The organism is Flavobacterium sp. IMCC34518 (genome assembly GCF_027111095.2).
Classification (GTDB): Bacteria; Bacteroidota; Bacteroidia; order Flavobacteriales; family Flavobacteriaceae; genus Flavobacterium; species Flavobacterium praedii.
This window is the reverse complement of sequence record NZ_CP114284.2, coordinates 422,289-438,609: the sequence shown is the minus strand read 5'-3', so window position 1 is coordinate 438,609 and position 16,321 is coordinate 422,289. Positions and strand designations below refer to the sequence as shown.

At 36.4% G+C, this 16,321-nt stretch carries 13 protein-coding genes; 5 read left to right on the top strand and 8 right to left on the bottom strand.

Features of this window, described 5'->3' with window-relative positions; genetic code table 11:
* The first annotated feature begins 92 nt into the window (after positions 1 to 92).
* From OZP06_RS01780 to bglX, 3 genes are all read left to right on the top strand, one after another.
* Positions 93 to 1,196, top strand: coding sequence for an SGNH/GDSL hydrolase family protein (locus tag OZP06_RS01780; RefSeq protein WP_281324155.1), 1,104 nt, complete (start codon positions 93 to 95; stop codon positions 1,194 to 1,196).
* Complete coding sequence (locus OZP06_RS01775; protein ID WP_269223429.1) at positions 1,186 to 2,562, top strand: sialate O-acetylesterase; 1,377 nt, start codon at positions 1,186 to 1,188, stop codon at positions 2,560 to 2,562. Before OZP06_RS01780 ends, OZP06_RS01775 begins: the two co-directional genes overlap by 11 nt.
* A 405-nt stretch (positions 2,563 to 2,967) precedes the next feature.
* Positions 2,968 to 5,262, top strand: a complete 2,295-nt coding sequence (gene bglX, locus OZP06_RS01770; protein ID WP_281324154.1) for a beta-glucosidase BglX — start codon at positions 2,968 to 2,970, stop codon at positions 5,260 to 5,262.
* Here bglX and OZP06_RS01765 read toward each other — a convergent pair whose 3' ends face one another.
* Both OZP06_RS01765 and OZP06_RS01760 read right to left on the bottom strand, forming a co-directional pair.
* Positions 5,263 to 5,598: a DUF5615 family PIN-like protein gene (locus OZP06_RS01765; RefSeq protein ID WP_269223425.1), complete on the bottom strand. Its 336-nt coding sequence runs from the start codon at positions 5,596 to 5,598 to the stop codon at positions 5,263 to 5,265.
* Entirely contained in the window at positions 5,598 to 5,828 is a 231-nt protein-coding gene (locus tag OZP06_RS01760; protein ID WP_269223424.1) for a DUF433 domain-containing protein, read from the bottom strand. The genes OZP06_RS01765 and OZP06_RS01760 overlap by 1 nt, the downstream gene beginning before the upstream one ends.
* Before the next feature lie 180 nt (positions 5,829 to 6,008).
* On the opposite strand from OZP06_RS01760, the gene OZP06_RS01755 reads away from it, so the two are divergent.
* On the top strand, positions 6,009 to 6,965 hold the full coding sequence (locus OZP06_RS01755; protein ID WP_269223423.1) for an aldo/keto reductase: 957 nt from the start codon (positions 6,009 to 6,011) through the stop codon (positions 6,963 to 6,965).
* Between the two features lie 36 nt (positions 6,966 to 7,001).
* On the opposite strand, the gene OZP06_RS01750 is transcribed toward OZP06_RS01755, so the two are convergent.
* From OZP06_RS01750 to OZP06_RS01725, 6 genes are all read right to left on the bottom strand, one after another.
* A complete protein-coding gene (locus OZP06_RS01750; protein ID WP_281324153.1) occupies positions 7,002 to 8,294 on the bottom strand; it encodes a beta-mannanase in 1,293 nt (430 codons plus the stop codon).
* 404 nt (positions 8,295 to 8,698) lie between these two features.
* Positions 8,699 to 9,931 carry a glycosyl hydrolase gene (locus tag OZP06_RS01745; protein WP_269223419.1) on the bottom strand — a complete coding sequence of 411 codons (1,233 nt, stop codon included), beginning with the start codon at positions 9,929 to 9,931 and terminating at the stop codon, positions 8,699 to 8,701.
* Between the two features lie 9 nt (positions 9,932 to 9,940).
* A complete protein-coding gene (locus OZP06_RS01740) occupies positions 9,941 to 11,125 on the bottom strand; it encodes an AGE family epimerase/isomerase (protein WP_281324152.1) in 1,185 nt (394 codons plus the stop codon).
* Between the two features lie 2 nt (positions 11,126 to 11,127).
* Positions 11,128 to 12,321 (bottom strand): glycosidase, encoded by a 1,194-nt coding sequence (locus OZP06_RS01735; protein ID WP_269223416.1) that lies wholly within the window; start codon positions 12,319 to 12,321, stop codon positions 11,128 to 11,130.
* A 23-nt stretch (positions 12,322 to 12,344) separates the two neighbouring features.
* Positions 12,345 to 13,736, bottom strand: a complete 1,392-nt coding sequence (locus OZP06_RS01730; protein ID WP_269223415.1) for an MFS transporter — start codon at positions 13,734 to 13,736, stop codon at positions 12,345 to 12,347.
* 27 nt (positions 13,737 to 13,763) lie between these two features.
* Positions 13,764 to 14,909, bottom strand: a complete 1,146-nt coding sequence (locus tag OZP06_RS01725) for a glycosyl hydrolase (protein ID WP_269223414.1) — start codon at positions 14,907 to 14,909, stop codon at positions 13,764 to 13,766.
* 277 nt (positions 14,910 to 15,186) lie between these two features.
* Here OZP06_RS01725 and OZP06_RS01720 point away from each other — a divergent pair, with 277 nt between their 5' ends.
* The gene (locus OZP06_RS01720) at positions 15,187 to 16,065 is read left to right on the top strand and encodes an AraC family transcriptional regulator (RefSeq protein ID WP_269223413.1); all 879 of its coding nucleotides are present in this window, start codon (positions 15,187 to 15,189) and stop codon (positions 16,063 to 16,065) included.
* Positions 16,066 to 16,321: the final 256 nt, after the last annotated feature.

Here is a 16,321-nt window from a genome sequence, read left to right as displayed (position 1 = left end):
TTTCATTATAGTTTGAAAAAATAGTATCTAATCCAGAATAGTAATCGTTTTATATTTGTTGTTTATATTGCTAAAATAAGCTCCAAAATATTATGAATTACCCCAAAAAATACCTTTTATTTTTATTGATTGCCATTTCATTCGTTTCTGTTGCCCAAAAAAAGGTCGAGACCCAATCGCTATTTGAGTATCACGGACGAATTGAAAAAATGCAAGATGATAAAGTGATGCTGATCGGCTCTGCTTCTTCAGTTTCGTTTGATTTTAATGGAAATTCCTGTTCTATTTCCTTACAAAGTGTCGATTCGTTTGAACATCAAAACTATGTTTCTCTTGAACTCGATGGGAAATACATCGGAAGAATCCGAATAGAAAAAGAAGCTGTACAATCTTTTCCAATTACGGTTCCAAAAAGCAAAAAAGCACATCATCTTTCAATTTATAAAGCGACAGAAGCAGCCAATGGAGGTGTTTTATTCGCAGGCACAACAGTCAAGTTAATAGCAGGAGCAGCTCCTAAAAAGAAGAAAAAAATTGAACTCATCGGAGATTCTATAACCTGTGGTTTTGGGAATGATGCTTCGGCAATTCCGTGTGGGGCGGGAGATTGGTTTGACCAACACAATGCGTATTATGCTTATGGGCCAGTACTTGCAAGAGATTTAGATGCTGATTTTGTACTGAGTTCCGTTTCGGGATACGGGATGTACCGCAACTGGAACGATGAGCATCTGGACGAGCCTATTATTCCCGATGTATATGAAAATTTATACCTGAATAAAGACAACTCAAAACCGTACAATTTTGCTTTTCAACCTGACTTGGTAAGTATTTGTTTGGGAACCAACGACCTTTCGGATGGTGATGGCAAAAAAGGGAGATTACCTTTTAACGAAGATAAATACGTTTCAAATTATATCAATTTCATCAAAACAGTTTACAAACACGCACCCAATACCCGAATTGTTTTGTTGAACAGTCCGATGGTTTCGGGAGAGCGAAATGTAACTTTGGTGAAATGCTTGAAAAAAGTGATTCAAGCTTTTGAAAACGACACCATTCATAAATCCATTGCCTTGTTCGAATTCCAACCAATGAATCCAAAAGGCTGTGGTTATCATCCCGATATTGCAGATGATAAAGTAATGGCGGATCAATTAATTCCTTTCTTTAAAAAATTACTCAATGCAAAATAACATCTTTAGATTCGTTTTCTTACTGATACTTTCAAATACCGCTTTCGCAAATGTTACGCTTCCGAATATCTTTTCGGATAATATGGTTTTGCAACGAAATGCCGAAGTTACCCTTTGGGGCTGGGCAAATCCGCAGGAAGAAGTGGTGATTACACCAAGTTGGAATAGTGAAACTTACAAAATCAAAGCCAGCAATCAAGCCAAATGGGAGATTGTCATTCCAACTCCAAAAGAAGGTGGGCCATATACCATTGCGATAAAAGGCTACAATGAAATTGTATTGAAAAATATTTTGATTGGTGAAGTTTGGATCTGTTCCGGACAATCCAATATGGAAATGAACGCCAGTTGGGGAATTGAGAATGGCGATGAAGAAGTAAAAAATGCTACGAACCCAAACATTCGATTATTTTTGGTGCCAAAATTAACGGCAACGACGCCCCAAAATAATATTTCAGGGACTTGGACAGCATGCACGCCCGAAACAATGAAATATTTCAGTGCAGTCGGTTATTTTTTTGGAAAGCGTTTGCAGGAAGAGTTGAAAAATGTTCCTATCGGTTTGATTTCTTCCAATTGGGGCGGAACACCAGCTGAGATTTGGATGCCACAAGAAGTGATTCAAAACGACCCCGTTTTATTGGAAACAGCCAAAACCCGAAAAGAAGAAAGCTATGGTCCGAATCAGCCGGGACGTGCTTTTAATGCAATGATTTATCCTTTGACCAAATTCAAAATTGCGGGCGCATTATGGTATCAGGGAGAAAGTAATGTGGGGTCTGCGGTTTATGACAAAACCCTTTCGGCTTTAATTACTTCGTGGAGACAATTATGGAAAAATGATTTTCCGTTTTATTATGTTCAGATTGCGCCTTATAAATATGGTGAAGATCATTTTGGAGGTTCAATCATTCGCGATGCTCAGCGAAAAGTGTTACAGGAAGTGAATACCGGAATGGTATTGACAAGCGATATTTCTACCCCTGAAGATATTCATCCAAAGGATAAAAAATCCGTTGGAACTCGTTTGGCGAATTTGGCTTTGGTGAATACGTATAAAGCCAATAGCGCATTGGTGAATGGCCCGCTTTTTAAAGGAATTGCTATTAATAAAAATAAAGTGACGGTCACTTTTGATTATTCAGAAGGTTTGTATTTTAAAGACACCAAAGCCGATTTGTTTGAAGTTGCAGCTGCAGATAATGTGTTTTATAAAGCGACTGCTGTTATCAAAAACAATGCGATAGTATTACAATCGGATAAAGTAAAAACACCTGTTAAAGTGCGTTACGCATGGAAGAATACGGATCAAGCGACTCTTTTTAATAAAGCAAATTTACCGACTTCCTCTTTTATAAGTGAATAGTTAAGGTTGCAGTTTTCAGTTATCGCCCGATTAAGAGTTTCCCGCTATTTTTTTAAATCTAGCTCTCGCAAAGGCGCGAAGACGCAAAGAAAGCGACTCAGAATTTTGCGCCTTTGCGTCTTCACGAGATAAATTGAAGTTGTTGTGAGAGCGCGTAAGGGCAATGTCATTAAGTTAAGGGTTTCTCACTACGCTTTTTCAAAATATAACTCTCGCAAAGACGCGAAGACGCAAAGAAATGGCTCTTAACTTGGCGTCTAAGCGAGAAAAAACAAAGCTTAACTTAATAACATTCCGCGTAAGGGATAGCAGTGAAAATCCTCCCGATTTTTCTCGGGAGATTGTAACGGATAGCCCGACCCGACTTTTTCTGGAGGGATACGCCCAAAAATTAAATTACGAATTATGAAGAACAATACATTAATTATTGCAGGGATTTTTACCCTGATTACTACAGGAACTATGATTGCACAGAAAATACCACATTTAGATAAGACAAAACCCATTGAAGAACGTATCGATTTGTTGATGAAACAAATGACGCTTGAGGAGAAAGTCGGACAAATGAATCAATACAATGGGTTTTGGGAAGTAACCGGCCCAGCGCCAAAAGGAGGTAATGCCGAATTAAAATACAAACATTTGCGTGACGGTTGGGTAGGTTCAATGTTGTCGGTTCGTGGAGTGAAAGAAGTAAAAGCGGTTCAGAAAATTGCCGTTGAGGAAACTCGATTGGGAATTCCGTTAATCATTGGTTTTGACGTGATTCACGGGTACAAAACCTTGAGTCCGATTCCGTTGGCCGAAGCAGCGAGCTGGGATATGGAAGCGATTAAAAAATCGGCTGAAGTGGCGGCAGACGAAGCTTCGGCATCTGGAATCAACTGGACTTTTGGGCCAAATGTAGATATCTCGAATGATGCCCGTTGGGGTCGCGTGATGGAAGGTGCGGGGGAAGATCCGTATTTGGGGAGCAAAATTGCCATTGCACGAATCACTGGTTTTCAAGGAGATACCAAATCAGATTTGCTTAAGGTGAATACGATTGCGGCTTGTGCCAAACATTTTGCGGCTTATGGTTTTGCCGAATCGGGAAGGGACTATAATACAGTGGATATAAGCAATTCTAAATTGTACAATACGGTTTTGCCACCATTTAAAGCGGCGACAGATGCGGGTGTTCGTACGATGATGAATTCGTTTAATATTTTGAATGGAGTTCCTGCAACCGGAAACAGTTTTTTGCAAAGAGATATTCTAAAAGGCAAATGGAAATTTGACGGTTTTGTGGTTTCGGATTGGGCTTCGGTTCGGGAAATGATTGCTCACGGATTTGCCAAAGATGGTGCAGATGCAACAGCCAAAGCGGTGATTGCTGGTTCGGATATGGATATGGAATCGCATTTGTATGTTGAGGAATTAGTGAAATTGGTAAAAGATGGTAAAGTAAAAGAAGCTTTGGTTGACGATGCCGTTCGTAGAATTTTGCGTGTGAAATTTGAATTGGGATTGTTTGATGATCCGTACAAATATTGTGATGAAAAAAGAGAAAAAGCAACGATAGGTAACAAAGCAAACAACGACGGTGTTTTGGATATGGCCAAAAAATCGATTGTGTTGTTGAAGAACGAGAAAAATTTGCTTCCGCTAAAAAAATCAGGGCAGAAAATTGCTTTGATTGGTGCTTTGGCAAATGACAAAAACAGCCCGTTGGGAAGCTGGAGAATTGCATCGGATGATAATACGGCGGTTTCCGTTTTGGAAGGCATGCAACAGTATAAAGACAATCAATTGACGTTTGAAAAAGGAGCCGATTTGACTATTGGTAAAACGGCGTTTGTGGATGAATTGGTTTTCAATACTACAGACAAAAGCGGATTTGATGCGGCCAAAAAAGTAGCTGCAAACGCTGATGTTGTGGTGATGGTTTTGGGCGAACACGGTTTTCAATCGGGAGAGGGACGCAGCAGAACGAACTTGGATTTACCAGGTGTTCAACAGGAATTGTTGGAAGAAATATACAAAGTAAACCCAAATATTGTCTTGGTTTTAAACAACGGAAGACCTCTAGCTTTACCTTGGGCAGCAGAACATATTCCTGCGATTGTCGAGGCTTGGCATCTGGGTACGCAAACCGGAAATGCGGTGGCTCAGGTGTTGTACGGCGATTACAACCCAAGTGGAAAATTGCCAATGTCTTTCCCAAGAAATGTAGGTCAAGTACCGATTTATTATAACAATTACAACACCGGAAGACCTGTAAACAGCGATAAAAATGTTTTTTGGTCCCATTATACCGATGTGGAGAAAACGCCTTTGTATCCTTTCGGATTTGGGTTGAGTTATACCACTTTCGAATATAAAAATTTGCAACTAAATAAAACCGCTTTCGTAAAAGGGGAGCCAGTTCTGGTTTCGGTGGATATTACCAATTCAGGTAATTATGATGGTAAAGAGGTTGCACAATTGTATATTCAAGATGTTGCTGCGAGTTTGGCCAGGCCTGTAAAAGAATTAAAAGGTTTTAAATTGGTGTCACTGAAAAAAGGAGAAACCAAAACCGTAACGTTTACTTTGACTGACAAGGAATTAGGTTTCTTTGATAATGAAGGTAATTATTTGGTAGAATCAGGAGCTTTCAAAATTAGGATTGGAGGAAGCTCAGACACAGGTTTGGAAAGTAGTTTTGAATTGCAATAATTAATAAATTTCCAAAATCATTAGTTCTTTATTCAGAATAAAAGATTCAATAATTGCCTTTTTGTCTATTAATGTTTGGGCAAGCTGTTTCGTGTTTTGATTGAAAGTTTTTAAAATTATTACTTTTGGAGGAACACCATTCAAAAGTAATAGTTTATCAAAATCTTCATCGTGTGTGAGGATGGTGAAATTGTTGTTTTTGGCAAATTTCCAAATCTCGTTATCCTTTGCAGGTTGTGCACTATCGATATCTTTGGAATGTAAACAATTAGGAAATGTATTTTCAATGATTTTGATAATTCTCCAAGAAATATTGGCATCAAGAAGCAGTTTCATTAAGCTGCAATTATTTTGGTGATATTTTCTCTATTAGCCGCAAAAGCTAAAGCAGCAAGAATGTCTTCTTTTTTCAGTTCTGGAAAGTCCAAAAGAATTTCTTCCATAGACATACCTTGAGCAAGCCAAGATAAAATGTCAGCCACACAAATTCGAGTCCCAGTTATTGTGGGTTTGCCAAATCGAATATCGGAGTCTATTGAGATTAAATTTTGCCAATTATTATTCATAAGATGATGATTGTTTATTAAAGGAATATGACATCTCCATTCTTTATTTAAATTTATAATTATGAAACCATAGCAATTTCATAATTTTATCGTTTGATACAAATTTACAAAAAAAGTACGTAGGTATTTTTAAAATAAATTAAGAGTTAAATTGTACTAATAGTATAAAAAAAATAAAAAATGAAATACAACAGATGTGGAAAAAGCGGTTTGTTATTGCCGCAAATTTCTTTGGGATTATGGCATAATTTCGGTTCTGTAGATTCTTTTGAAAATGCCGAAAGTATTGCCAAAGCTGCTTTTGATAAAGGAATCACCCATTTTGATTTGGCTAATAATTACGGACCAGTTCCAGGTTCGGCAGAGACTAATTTTGGTACTATTCTAAAAAATAATTTTCAGGGAAACCTTCGTGATCAAATTGTAATTTCGACCAAAGCAGGTTATACGATGTGGGATGGCCCTTATGGGGATTGGGGTTCCCGAAAGTATTTATTGTCGAGTTTGGATCAAAGTTTGAAACGAATGAAAGTTGATTATGTAGATATTTTCTATTCGCATCGTTTTGATCCCGAAACTCCTTTGGAAGAAACCATGATGGCATTGGATTATGCTGTTCGAAGCGGAAAAGCTTTGTATGCGGGCATCTCTAATTATAACCCAGAACAAACAAAAGAAGCTACCGAAATCTTGAAACGATTGGGAACACCTTGTTTGATTCATCAGGTAAAATATTCCATGTTTGTGCGAACTCCCGAAGAAGGATTGCTCGATGTACTCGAAGAAAAAGGGGTGGGTTGTATTGCTTTTTCACCTTTGGCACAAGGGCTATTGACAGATAAATATTTGAAAGGTATTCCAGAAAATTCCCGTGCTCACAATCCAAACGGACATTTGCAAGAAGCCGAAGTCTCGGAGGATAGAATCCAGAAAATTATTCAATTGAATGACATTGCTAAAGAACGAAATCAGTCTTTGGCGCAAATGGCTTTGGCTTGGTTGCTCAAAGACAACAGAATTACTTCAGTATTGATTGGTGCCAGTTCGGTGGGGCAATTGAACAATAATATTGACAGTTTACAGAATCTGGATTTCTCTAAAGAAGAATTGGTTGCAATAGAAACTATTTTAGGTTAATATGAAAAGGAGCAAACTGATATTTGCTCCCTTTTTTTATTTCAATATTAAATTAAACTTTTTTACAATCTCCAAAGTCGATTTATCCGCAGAAAAAACGGAGTTCAAACCCTGTGGTTCCTGTGGTGGGTCTGTAGTCAAAGGATCGCCTGGATTCCATTTTCCGTCTTTGGTAACTGCTTTTCCTTCACCACCAAAACCCCAAAAGTTGGCCGCTTGTAAGGCACCATTTCTTTTATGACTTTCCGCAACTCTTTGAAAAATATAATTATAAAAAACATCTCTGTTGGTTATAGGTGCTGTTGTTGTTAGACCTTCATTTTCTCTTGGCAAACCAAATTCTTCAATGATAATTGGTCTTTTCAAATGATTGGCGACTTCAACGTGTAAGTCAATATATTTCCCAGCATTTTCTAGCGTTGTTGGCAACGTTTTTTCGGCATCTTCGGCTTTGTACCATCCCCAATTTTTTGGCCAAATGTGCATGGTTAAATAATCAATATTCGGATTGGCATGCGTTCTTTCAAAGGTTTCCATACTGTCGTTTGAACTGTTTTTTCCCTCAGAACCGGTTGAAATCAAATGATTTTTGTCTAAACTATCCATTAAGTTGACAATATTGTTGAGCCAAACGGTAAATTTAGCCTCGTTTTCGGGAGTAAATGTGCGCGGTTCATTCCCCACTTGCCAAGCCATAATGGTGTTATCCTCGGTATATTTTTTTTTGGTATACTTATTTGTTCGTCCCAAAATAAATTTCACATGATTGTTCAACGCTTCCATGCAAGGCTCACAACTGTGGAATTTCTCGGTATAACTCATAAACTGTGGCCAAGTGTTGGGCGGAATTGCTGGAACCGGAATTGCACCTTTTCCATTCCATTCCAAATATTGTGACATCCCACCAGACCATTCCCAGTTATTGGTCAAGTACAATACTGCGTACATCTTGCGTTTACCCATTTCGGCAATCAGGAAATCTAAACCATCGAGTAGGTCCTGATCGTATTTTCCTTGTTCATACTGCAAAGCGGGACGAACAGTATAATCGTATGTTCCGCCATCACCACCCACCAAAATCCGCAAGTTATCGATACCGTTTTTCTGCATTAAATCCAGTTCCCGAATCAATCTTTTTCGGTCACCCACTTTCTTCGAAGCCAACAAACTACCATACCAATAATTGGTTCCAATGTAAGAATACGGTTTGTTTCCTTTGTAAAATTGTGTGCCTTTTACAGTGATTTTGGGCTGCTTTTTTTGGGCTTCACAAGTAATGCTTGCCAAACAAAAAAGAGCCAAAACTATTTTTAATACTGATTTTTTCATCGTTACTTATTTTTTTTAGGAGCTTATCCTGCTATTCGTTGCAAGTCCTCGCAGGAAAAGTAAAGTTTCCAATGTTGCAAAAAGAGCTTCCTTTGGTCGCTTTTTTGCGCCAGGAAATTTTTACTTTTCCTGCTCCGGGCTTTCCACTGCTATCAGGGCTAGTGCTTTCCGTTTACAATTATATTTCTGTAAATTTTGGAATTCTTAGCTTAACTTATGTACTTATATGCCAATGTCGTTTCCTTAAGAATTTCACATTTCCAAATCCGCCTAGTTTGTCATTCCGACGAAGGAGGAATCACATTACGTAAGTCCCAAGTGTGATTCCTCCTTCGTCGGAATGACAAAGTCTACTTAAGGAAACGACATTGACTTATATGCCCTTATATGGTTTAAAAAAGCAGTTAATTCGGCAGAACATACATACTCGGCAGTCCATTTACTAAAACCGATTTGGATTTTGTCGCAAAAGTTTTAAAGTCCGCTGCATTTGAAGCAGTTGGTGTTGGAACGTAATAACCATCTTGACCGTTTTTCCAAAACATAACATAACTGATCTGTATGCTATTTGTTGTTAAAGTGCTGTACAAATAAGTTGAAAACCAATTGGTAACTGGAGAAATAGTTGACGTAACGCGATAACCAGTTTCGGTCATAGCGGCAATTTTGACTTTGGTTGTTGCTAAGTCTGATAGCATTTTAAGTTTGGTATTGGCTTTGTCCGCTCCTGTTTGACCAAGATTATTCATGTCGCCATAATTGTCCATTCCTAGAACATCTACATACCCATCACCGGGATATCGGCTCAAATAATTGGTCGAAGTAGCGTAGGAGTTATCAGGAGAAAAGGCATACAAAATGTTATGAACTCCTTTGGTATCTCTTAAATAGTCTACGGTAAATTGATATGCAGCTTTGTACTCTTCTGGCGTACAAAAATCGGCTCCCCACCAAAACCAGCTTCCGTCAAATTCATGAAATGGCCTGAAAATAATTGGAATCAATTCCCCCTTAGATCCTTTTAAACTCAAAATAACGCTGGCTACTTTATCCAGTTTTGTTTTGTACCATGCATTATTCACACCGCCAGGCAAAATGCTTTTGAAGGCAGTTGCTTTTTGTTCGGTGGTCATATCGGCGGCATAAAAACTATCTTCTTTATTCGGTTCTCTGATGTGCCATGAAAAAGTGTTAATCATACCTTTGGCATAGGCTTCTTTAGCATCATCAGTAATAATGACTTCTTGTTGGTGAAACCAATTGTCGGCTTGGCCATTATTGTTTTTGTCGGTAATAAACATAAAATCGGAACCCAAAAGCGCAGGTTCATACCCTGTCGTTTTCTTGATATCCGATTGTGCTGAAGACCCATTATTATAAAATCCATTAAAAGCATCTTGCTGACCAATTGCAAATTTAGTTTTAGCCAATTTTTTCAAATTGTAAAATAAAGCGACCGTTTCGGCAGTAGCATTTTTGTCGACCATATAGGTTTTTACATTTTGTGTTGTTAACACATCGGTCACTACTACTGGTGGAACTACTACAACTGGATCGGGTGCTGGATCGTCTTTTGAACAACTGCTTAACACAAGTACAAAACAGGTAACAATGGTTTTTAGAAATAGGTTTTTCATGTTGTCTTTTTAAATTCGATGAATCAATTCAATGCAAGCTCTGCTATTGTGATACGGACATTTCCAGAAACCGGCTTTGTCTTTTTTCATAGTCGAGTAATCTTCATGTACGCCCCAAAACCATTCTCCATTTTCCTTGTCAATGATGTATTTTTTAGTGAAATCCCAATTTTTAAATACAATATCCAAGTAATTTTGTTTTCCAGAAAGTTGCCAAGCTGTAAAGTAACCAATCATCAATTCGGCTTGCGGCCACCAATGCTTTTCGGCCATTAATTCTTTGGTTTTAGGATCGTATTCATACCATAATCCACCGTCGGTATCGATTCCTTCTTTGGTTGCATCTGCAATTTGAATAGCATGTTTTTTAAAACGACTAATCAATGTCGAATCTTCTGATATTTTAGCACATTGTAATAAAAGCCAAGCCGCTTCGATGTCATGCCCATAGGAAACAACATCTTTTTTTTCGACCCAATTTTCATCAAAAAATAATCGTAAATGACCTGTTTCTGTATTGATGAAATATTTTTCTATGGTTCTCAATAATTCAATAATGACTTTTCGCAAAGACTCGTTTTTCCATACTTTATACAAATTGGCATAGCCTTCAATGATATGCAAATGGGTATTCATGGTCTTCTTTTCGTTGGCATCTTTTTCGCTCAAACGCAAATCCTCTATCGGTTGCCAGTCACGGGTAAAGGCTTCTAGGTAACCACCATTTATAGGATCGTAACTGTATTTTTGTATTTTTTTATACAAATCAATAGCCATTTCTAATGCTTTTTTATCTTGAGTAACCGAAAAATATTCGCTCAATCCATAAATAACAAAAGCTAAGGCATAAATTTGGTTTTTAGTGTCTTTTGGTGTTCCGTCTGGATTGATACTCCAAAAAATTCCACCAAATTCTACATCATGAAAATAGATCGAAATGTATTCAAATGCACGTTTTGCAGTATCTAAATGTTCTCTGTTGTGCGAAATTTTGTAAGCTGCAGAAAAGGTCCATAGCAATCTTGCATTTAATACAGACCCTTTTTCAGCTTCTTCATTGGTATTATTATCGTAATCTATCTGGCCAATAAATCCTCCCCTTTTTTGATCAACAGTGTTTTCCATCCAATACGAAAGGATACTTTGTAGTTCTAGCTTTAGTTCTATTTTTAGATTTTTTAATTCCTTTTGCACAATTATGAAATTTCTTTATTTCTATTCACTTGTTTGATTATGGTGTTTACAGAACCAGCAGAAGTAAAAGTATCTTCAGGAGAATTGATAATGTAATCTACCAATTTATCGACACTTGAAACCGCTACGTGCATTCTAGTATCGGAAGAGGCATAATAGATAAAAACAGTTCCGTCTTTGTCTTCGATCCAACCATTAGAAAATAAAACATTAGAAACATCTCCAACTCTTTCTATGCCTTCTGGTGCCATAAAATGTCCCGCAGGAACATGTGTAACTTTTGAAATATCATTCAAATCGGTCATGAACATATAAAGCGTGTAACGCAAACCGGCGGCGGTGTTACGAACACCATGTGCCAAATGCAACCAACCTTTTTCTGTTTTTATGGGTGCTGGTCCAAGACCATTTTTCAATTCGTAAACGGTATGATATTGTTTTCCGTAAATGATTTTTTCGTCTTTTACAATCGGATTGGTCATATCTTCTACAAAACCAAGACCAATTCCACCACCGTTTCCTACGTCAATAAAACCATCTTGTGGGCGAGTGTATAAAGCATATTTCCCGTCCACAAATTCAGGATGCAAAACAACGTTGCGTTGTTGTCCTGTATTCGAAATCAAATCGGGCATTCTTTCCCAGTTGATTAAATCTTTGGTTCTTACAATTCCTGCATTTGCAATAGCGGTACTAGTATCGCCTTTTGGGGCAGAAGGATCTTTTCTTTCGGTACAAAATATGCCATAAATCCATCCATCTTCATGCTTGATTAATCGCATATCGTATACATTGGTGTCTGGCTCTTCGGTTTGTGGAATCACACAAGGTTTTTCCCAAAATTTAAAATTGTCTACACCATTTGGACTTTCAGCAACGGCAAAGAATGATTTTCTGTCGGCACCTTCCACGCGTACAACAAGGATGTATTTGTCGTTCCATTTTAGGGCTCCAGCATTGAATGTTGCGTTGATGGCAATTCTTTCCAAAAGCAATGGATTTGTACTTGGATCAAAATCAAATCTCCATTCTAGTGGGGTGTGTGCTGCTGTTAAAATTGGGTTTTTATAACGAGTGTATATTCCGTTTCCAATTCCGTCTTGTGGTTCATTTTTTCTTTGAATTAAAGAGTTAAAATGATTGAAAAGTTCGGATTTTATTTGTTTTAAATCGGTGTTCAGTTCTGTTGTGTTCATAATTGAAAGTTCTAAATCAAGTATTATTTGTTTAATTTTCGTTTTTCATTAAGTTCATCTTCAATTGTTTGTAATTTTTCTTCCGATAATGGATAGAATAAGATGAAAAGTAATGATATGGTAGCTGCTATAGCTGGGAGAATACTTAGCATTAATAGTATTCCGTTTTGGGTTGTAATGGATTGTACGACATTGGCTTGGAATCCAAAATAGCCTAATAGCCATCCTGTTGCGGCACCACCAATTGTCCAGCCAAATTTTTGTGACATCGAAGAAGCCGAAAAAATTAGTCCAGTGGCTCTTCTTCCTTGTTTCCACTCCGAGTAATCGGCGCTATCTGCATACATCGACCAGATTAGTGGGAAGATGCAACCAGCACAAATACTAATCAATACTTGAAAAACCATGATAAGCACTACATTTTCTTTCCCGATATAATAGAAAAATACACTTAAAATTGCGGCTAGTACCATAGCACCAAAAAAGGTTTTCTTTTTACCAATTTTATTAGCAATTGGAGTAGCGGCAATCACTCCAATGATGTTGGCAGCTTGTCCCAATACTAAATAAAGTGTGGTTGGAGTCATGGCAAAATTTTCTCCTAAAATGTTGAAACTATAGCTAACCGTGCTGCTTACATAATATTTAAAATAATAAACTGCTGCTCCATCACGAATCGAATTGAATACCAAAGCTCCAATTCCTGCACCCAACAAAATCCACCAAGGTCTGTTTTTGAGAAGGTCATTTAGATCTTCTTTTAAATTGGGTTTTTCGTCATTTATAGGTTGAACTCTTTCTTTGGTAAGAAAAAAACAAGACCAAAAGAATATTGTAGTGATGATTCCAAACACGATTATTGTGTATAACCAGCCTGTTTTGGAGTTTAGATTTCCACCAAAATGATTTACCAGCGGTTCAATCAACCAAAGTGCCAGTAAGCTTCCTGCAAAAGCAAAAACCATACGATAGGAAGAAAGTGTGGTGCGTTCTTTTCGGTCACCAGACATTACACCAAGTAAAGAAGCATAAGGAACATTGATTACAGAATACACCATCATCATTAAGGAATAGGTAACATACGCATATATTATTTTTCCTTTTTCATCAAAGTCGGGTGTGTAAAAAGTCATGATTCCTATTATGGCAAACGGAATGGCTGTCCATAATAAATACGGTCTAAATTTTCCCCAACGGCTTTTGGTGCGGTCTGCAAGGATTCCTACCAAAGGATCGAAACAAGAATCCCAAATACGAGTGATTAAAAACATAGTTCCAACCACAGCTGGGGCTATTCCGAAAACATCTGTGTAAAAAAACATGAGATACATGCTAAAAATTTTCCAAAACATGGAGGAAGCTGCATCTCCTAATCCGTAACCAACTTTTTCTTTTATGCTAATTTTATGTTCCATTTTCTCGAGTTTATAGTCTTTGGGGTTTTATTTTTTATATAAATTAATTTTGGCAGCCTCTTTTTCAAAAAGAATATTGTCAAGATTGTAAAATTGAATAAAATCTTTTTCACTCACTTGTCCTTTGAAGGGGGCGTAATAATGCATTTTTTGTTCTTTTTCCTGCCAGCCGTGGTTTCTCCAAACTAAGACATAGGAAATTTTGTAGGATCCTATAGCTTTCATCAAAGTATCTGTCCACCATTTGTCATACGGAATAGCTTCGTATCCTGTTTCGGCAAAGGCGATGATTTTATGTTGTTCTTTTGCAATTTTGTCTATTATATCAAATTGTCGTTGGCAATTTTCCACAAAGGAATTGTCTTTCAAAGGGTCATTATATTGGTATTTGTCAAAACTTAAAACATCAGCATAATCAGAACCGGGATAATATTCTAGAAAGTCTTCTTTTGAAGCGAAATCGGCGGTATTGTATACATAAATTAAATTATGAACGCCTTTCTTTTGTAGATAATCAATAGTAAATTTCCAAAGGGTTTTAAACTCTTCAGGGCTTCCATTGTTTTTGCACCACCAAAACCAGGTTCCGGTAAGTTCATGAAACGGACGATATAGCAAAGGGATTGGATTGCCTTTTTTGTCTTTCAAAGTTAAAATGTATTTTGCGGCTTCATCCAGCCAGGCTTTGTATTTTTCATGACTTACGCCTCCAGGTAATGCAGAAGCTAATGATTTTGGAGTGGTGTCCCAAGCATCTTTCCCCGTTAATGGATTGTTGAAATGCCAACTGATAGTAATAACACCACCTCTATTGTATCCATCAATGATGTATTGTCTCATTTTGTCAAAAGGAATGCCGTCAATATTCTTGTCGGATTTAGTTTCTAAGCCACCCAAATCCCAACCATACACAGCTGGAAAGTCTCCAACAACGTCTTTTACATCACTTCTTCCTGCTTCGTATTTCCAGTTAACACCGTAAGCCAAATCGTCTTGATGACCAAATAATACACCTCTGTTTGCTGTTTTATACAAATTTTGGTATAATTGAATGGTTTTTTTTGTGGCTTTTTCGTCAGATAATGATAATTTAGTATTAATTGGTTGTGAGAAAACAGAGTATAATGTGCTAAAAGCAAATAAAATACTTAATATAGTTTTTGGTTTTGGCATTTTTTTAGAAATAAATTTTGGTTGGTTTGAATTTGTATTTTTAATTAATTGATATTCAAATCAATTGTTTAAAAATCATAAAAAATAATTTGCGATTTTACTAATTATTTGTCAAAATGTTAAAAAAAATACTGCTTTAAAATGATTTTTGTTTTTTAAGAGTATTATTTTTTACAATAATAGAATTTCACTTTTCAAAGATAAAGTAATAACATGTGTTGAATTAATATTATTTTATCAATTTTATATCTTATTATTGCAAATAAAAAAATGAATTATGAGCGCTTTTAAAAATTTTCATAGAGAGATAGTTCCACTTGCAGCACAAGATAGTTTTTTGGTTTTTGATAGAGTGAAAGATGAATTTGATTATCCAGTGCATTATCATCCAGAATTTGAAATTAATTTTATACTTAACGGAAAAGGAGTGAAACGTGTCGTAGGTGATAATATAGAAGAGATTGATGACATCGAGCTGGTGTTGGTTGGACCTAATTTATACCACGGTTGGGAGTTGAATAAATGTAAAAACAAAGAAATTCACGAAATAACAATTCAATTTCACAATGATCTTTTTCATGACTCATTGTTGTCTCGACGAATTATGACACCTATAAAGGAGATGTTCAATCGTTCTGTACATGGTATTTTATTTTCAAATCAAGTAGCCGAAATGCTCACTCCGCGTTTAATAAAGATTTCTAAACTGGACGGTATGGATTATTTTCTTGAAATCATCTCTATACTGTATGACCTTGCGAACTCTCGTAATCAAAGACTCTTGTCTACTTTTACAGTCGAAAATGACACGTTTGAAGAATACGATAAGATGAAATTAATATATGATTATATTCAAAAGAATTTTGCCGAAAAATTATCATTGGAAGAAGTAGCGGGAATTGCTAATATGACCACTATTTCTTTTAATAGGTTTATAAAAAAACGCACTGGTAAGACATTTGTGAATTATATTAATGACATCCGGATAGGGTATGCAGCAAGGTGGTTAGTTGAGAAGGATCTTAGTGTTTCTGAGGTTGCATTCAAGTCAGGATTTAATAATATCGCGAATTTTAATCGAAGTTTTAAGGCTTTTAAAAAATGCACTCCTAGTCAATACCGTGACGATTTTTCGGGATTAAAACGAATTTTGTAATTAGTATTCGTTTTTCTATTAAAAAGTTTCTTGTCAAATTTTGCCAAGAAGCTTTTTTTGTTTTTATAATTATCAATATGGTATATATTATAGTTATTAAATATTAATAATCTAAAAATACATATTTAAAATTTTGTTATGTGTAATTTGTATTTTCATTTTGAAATTATATTATCATTAAATGATATAATAATATTAATTTGATGTTAACTACTGTTATAAATTTGTTAATTATAAATCACATTTATTAATACCG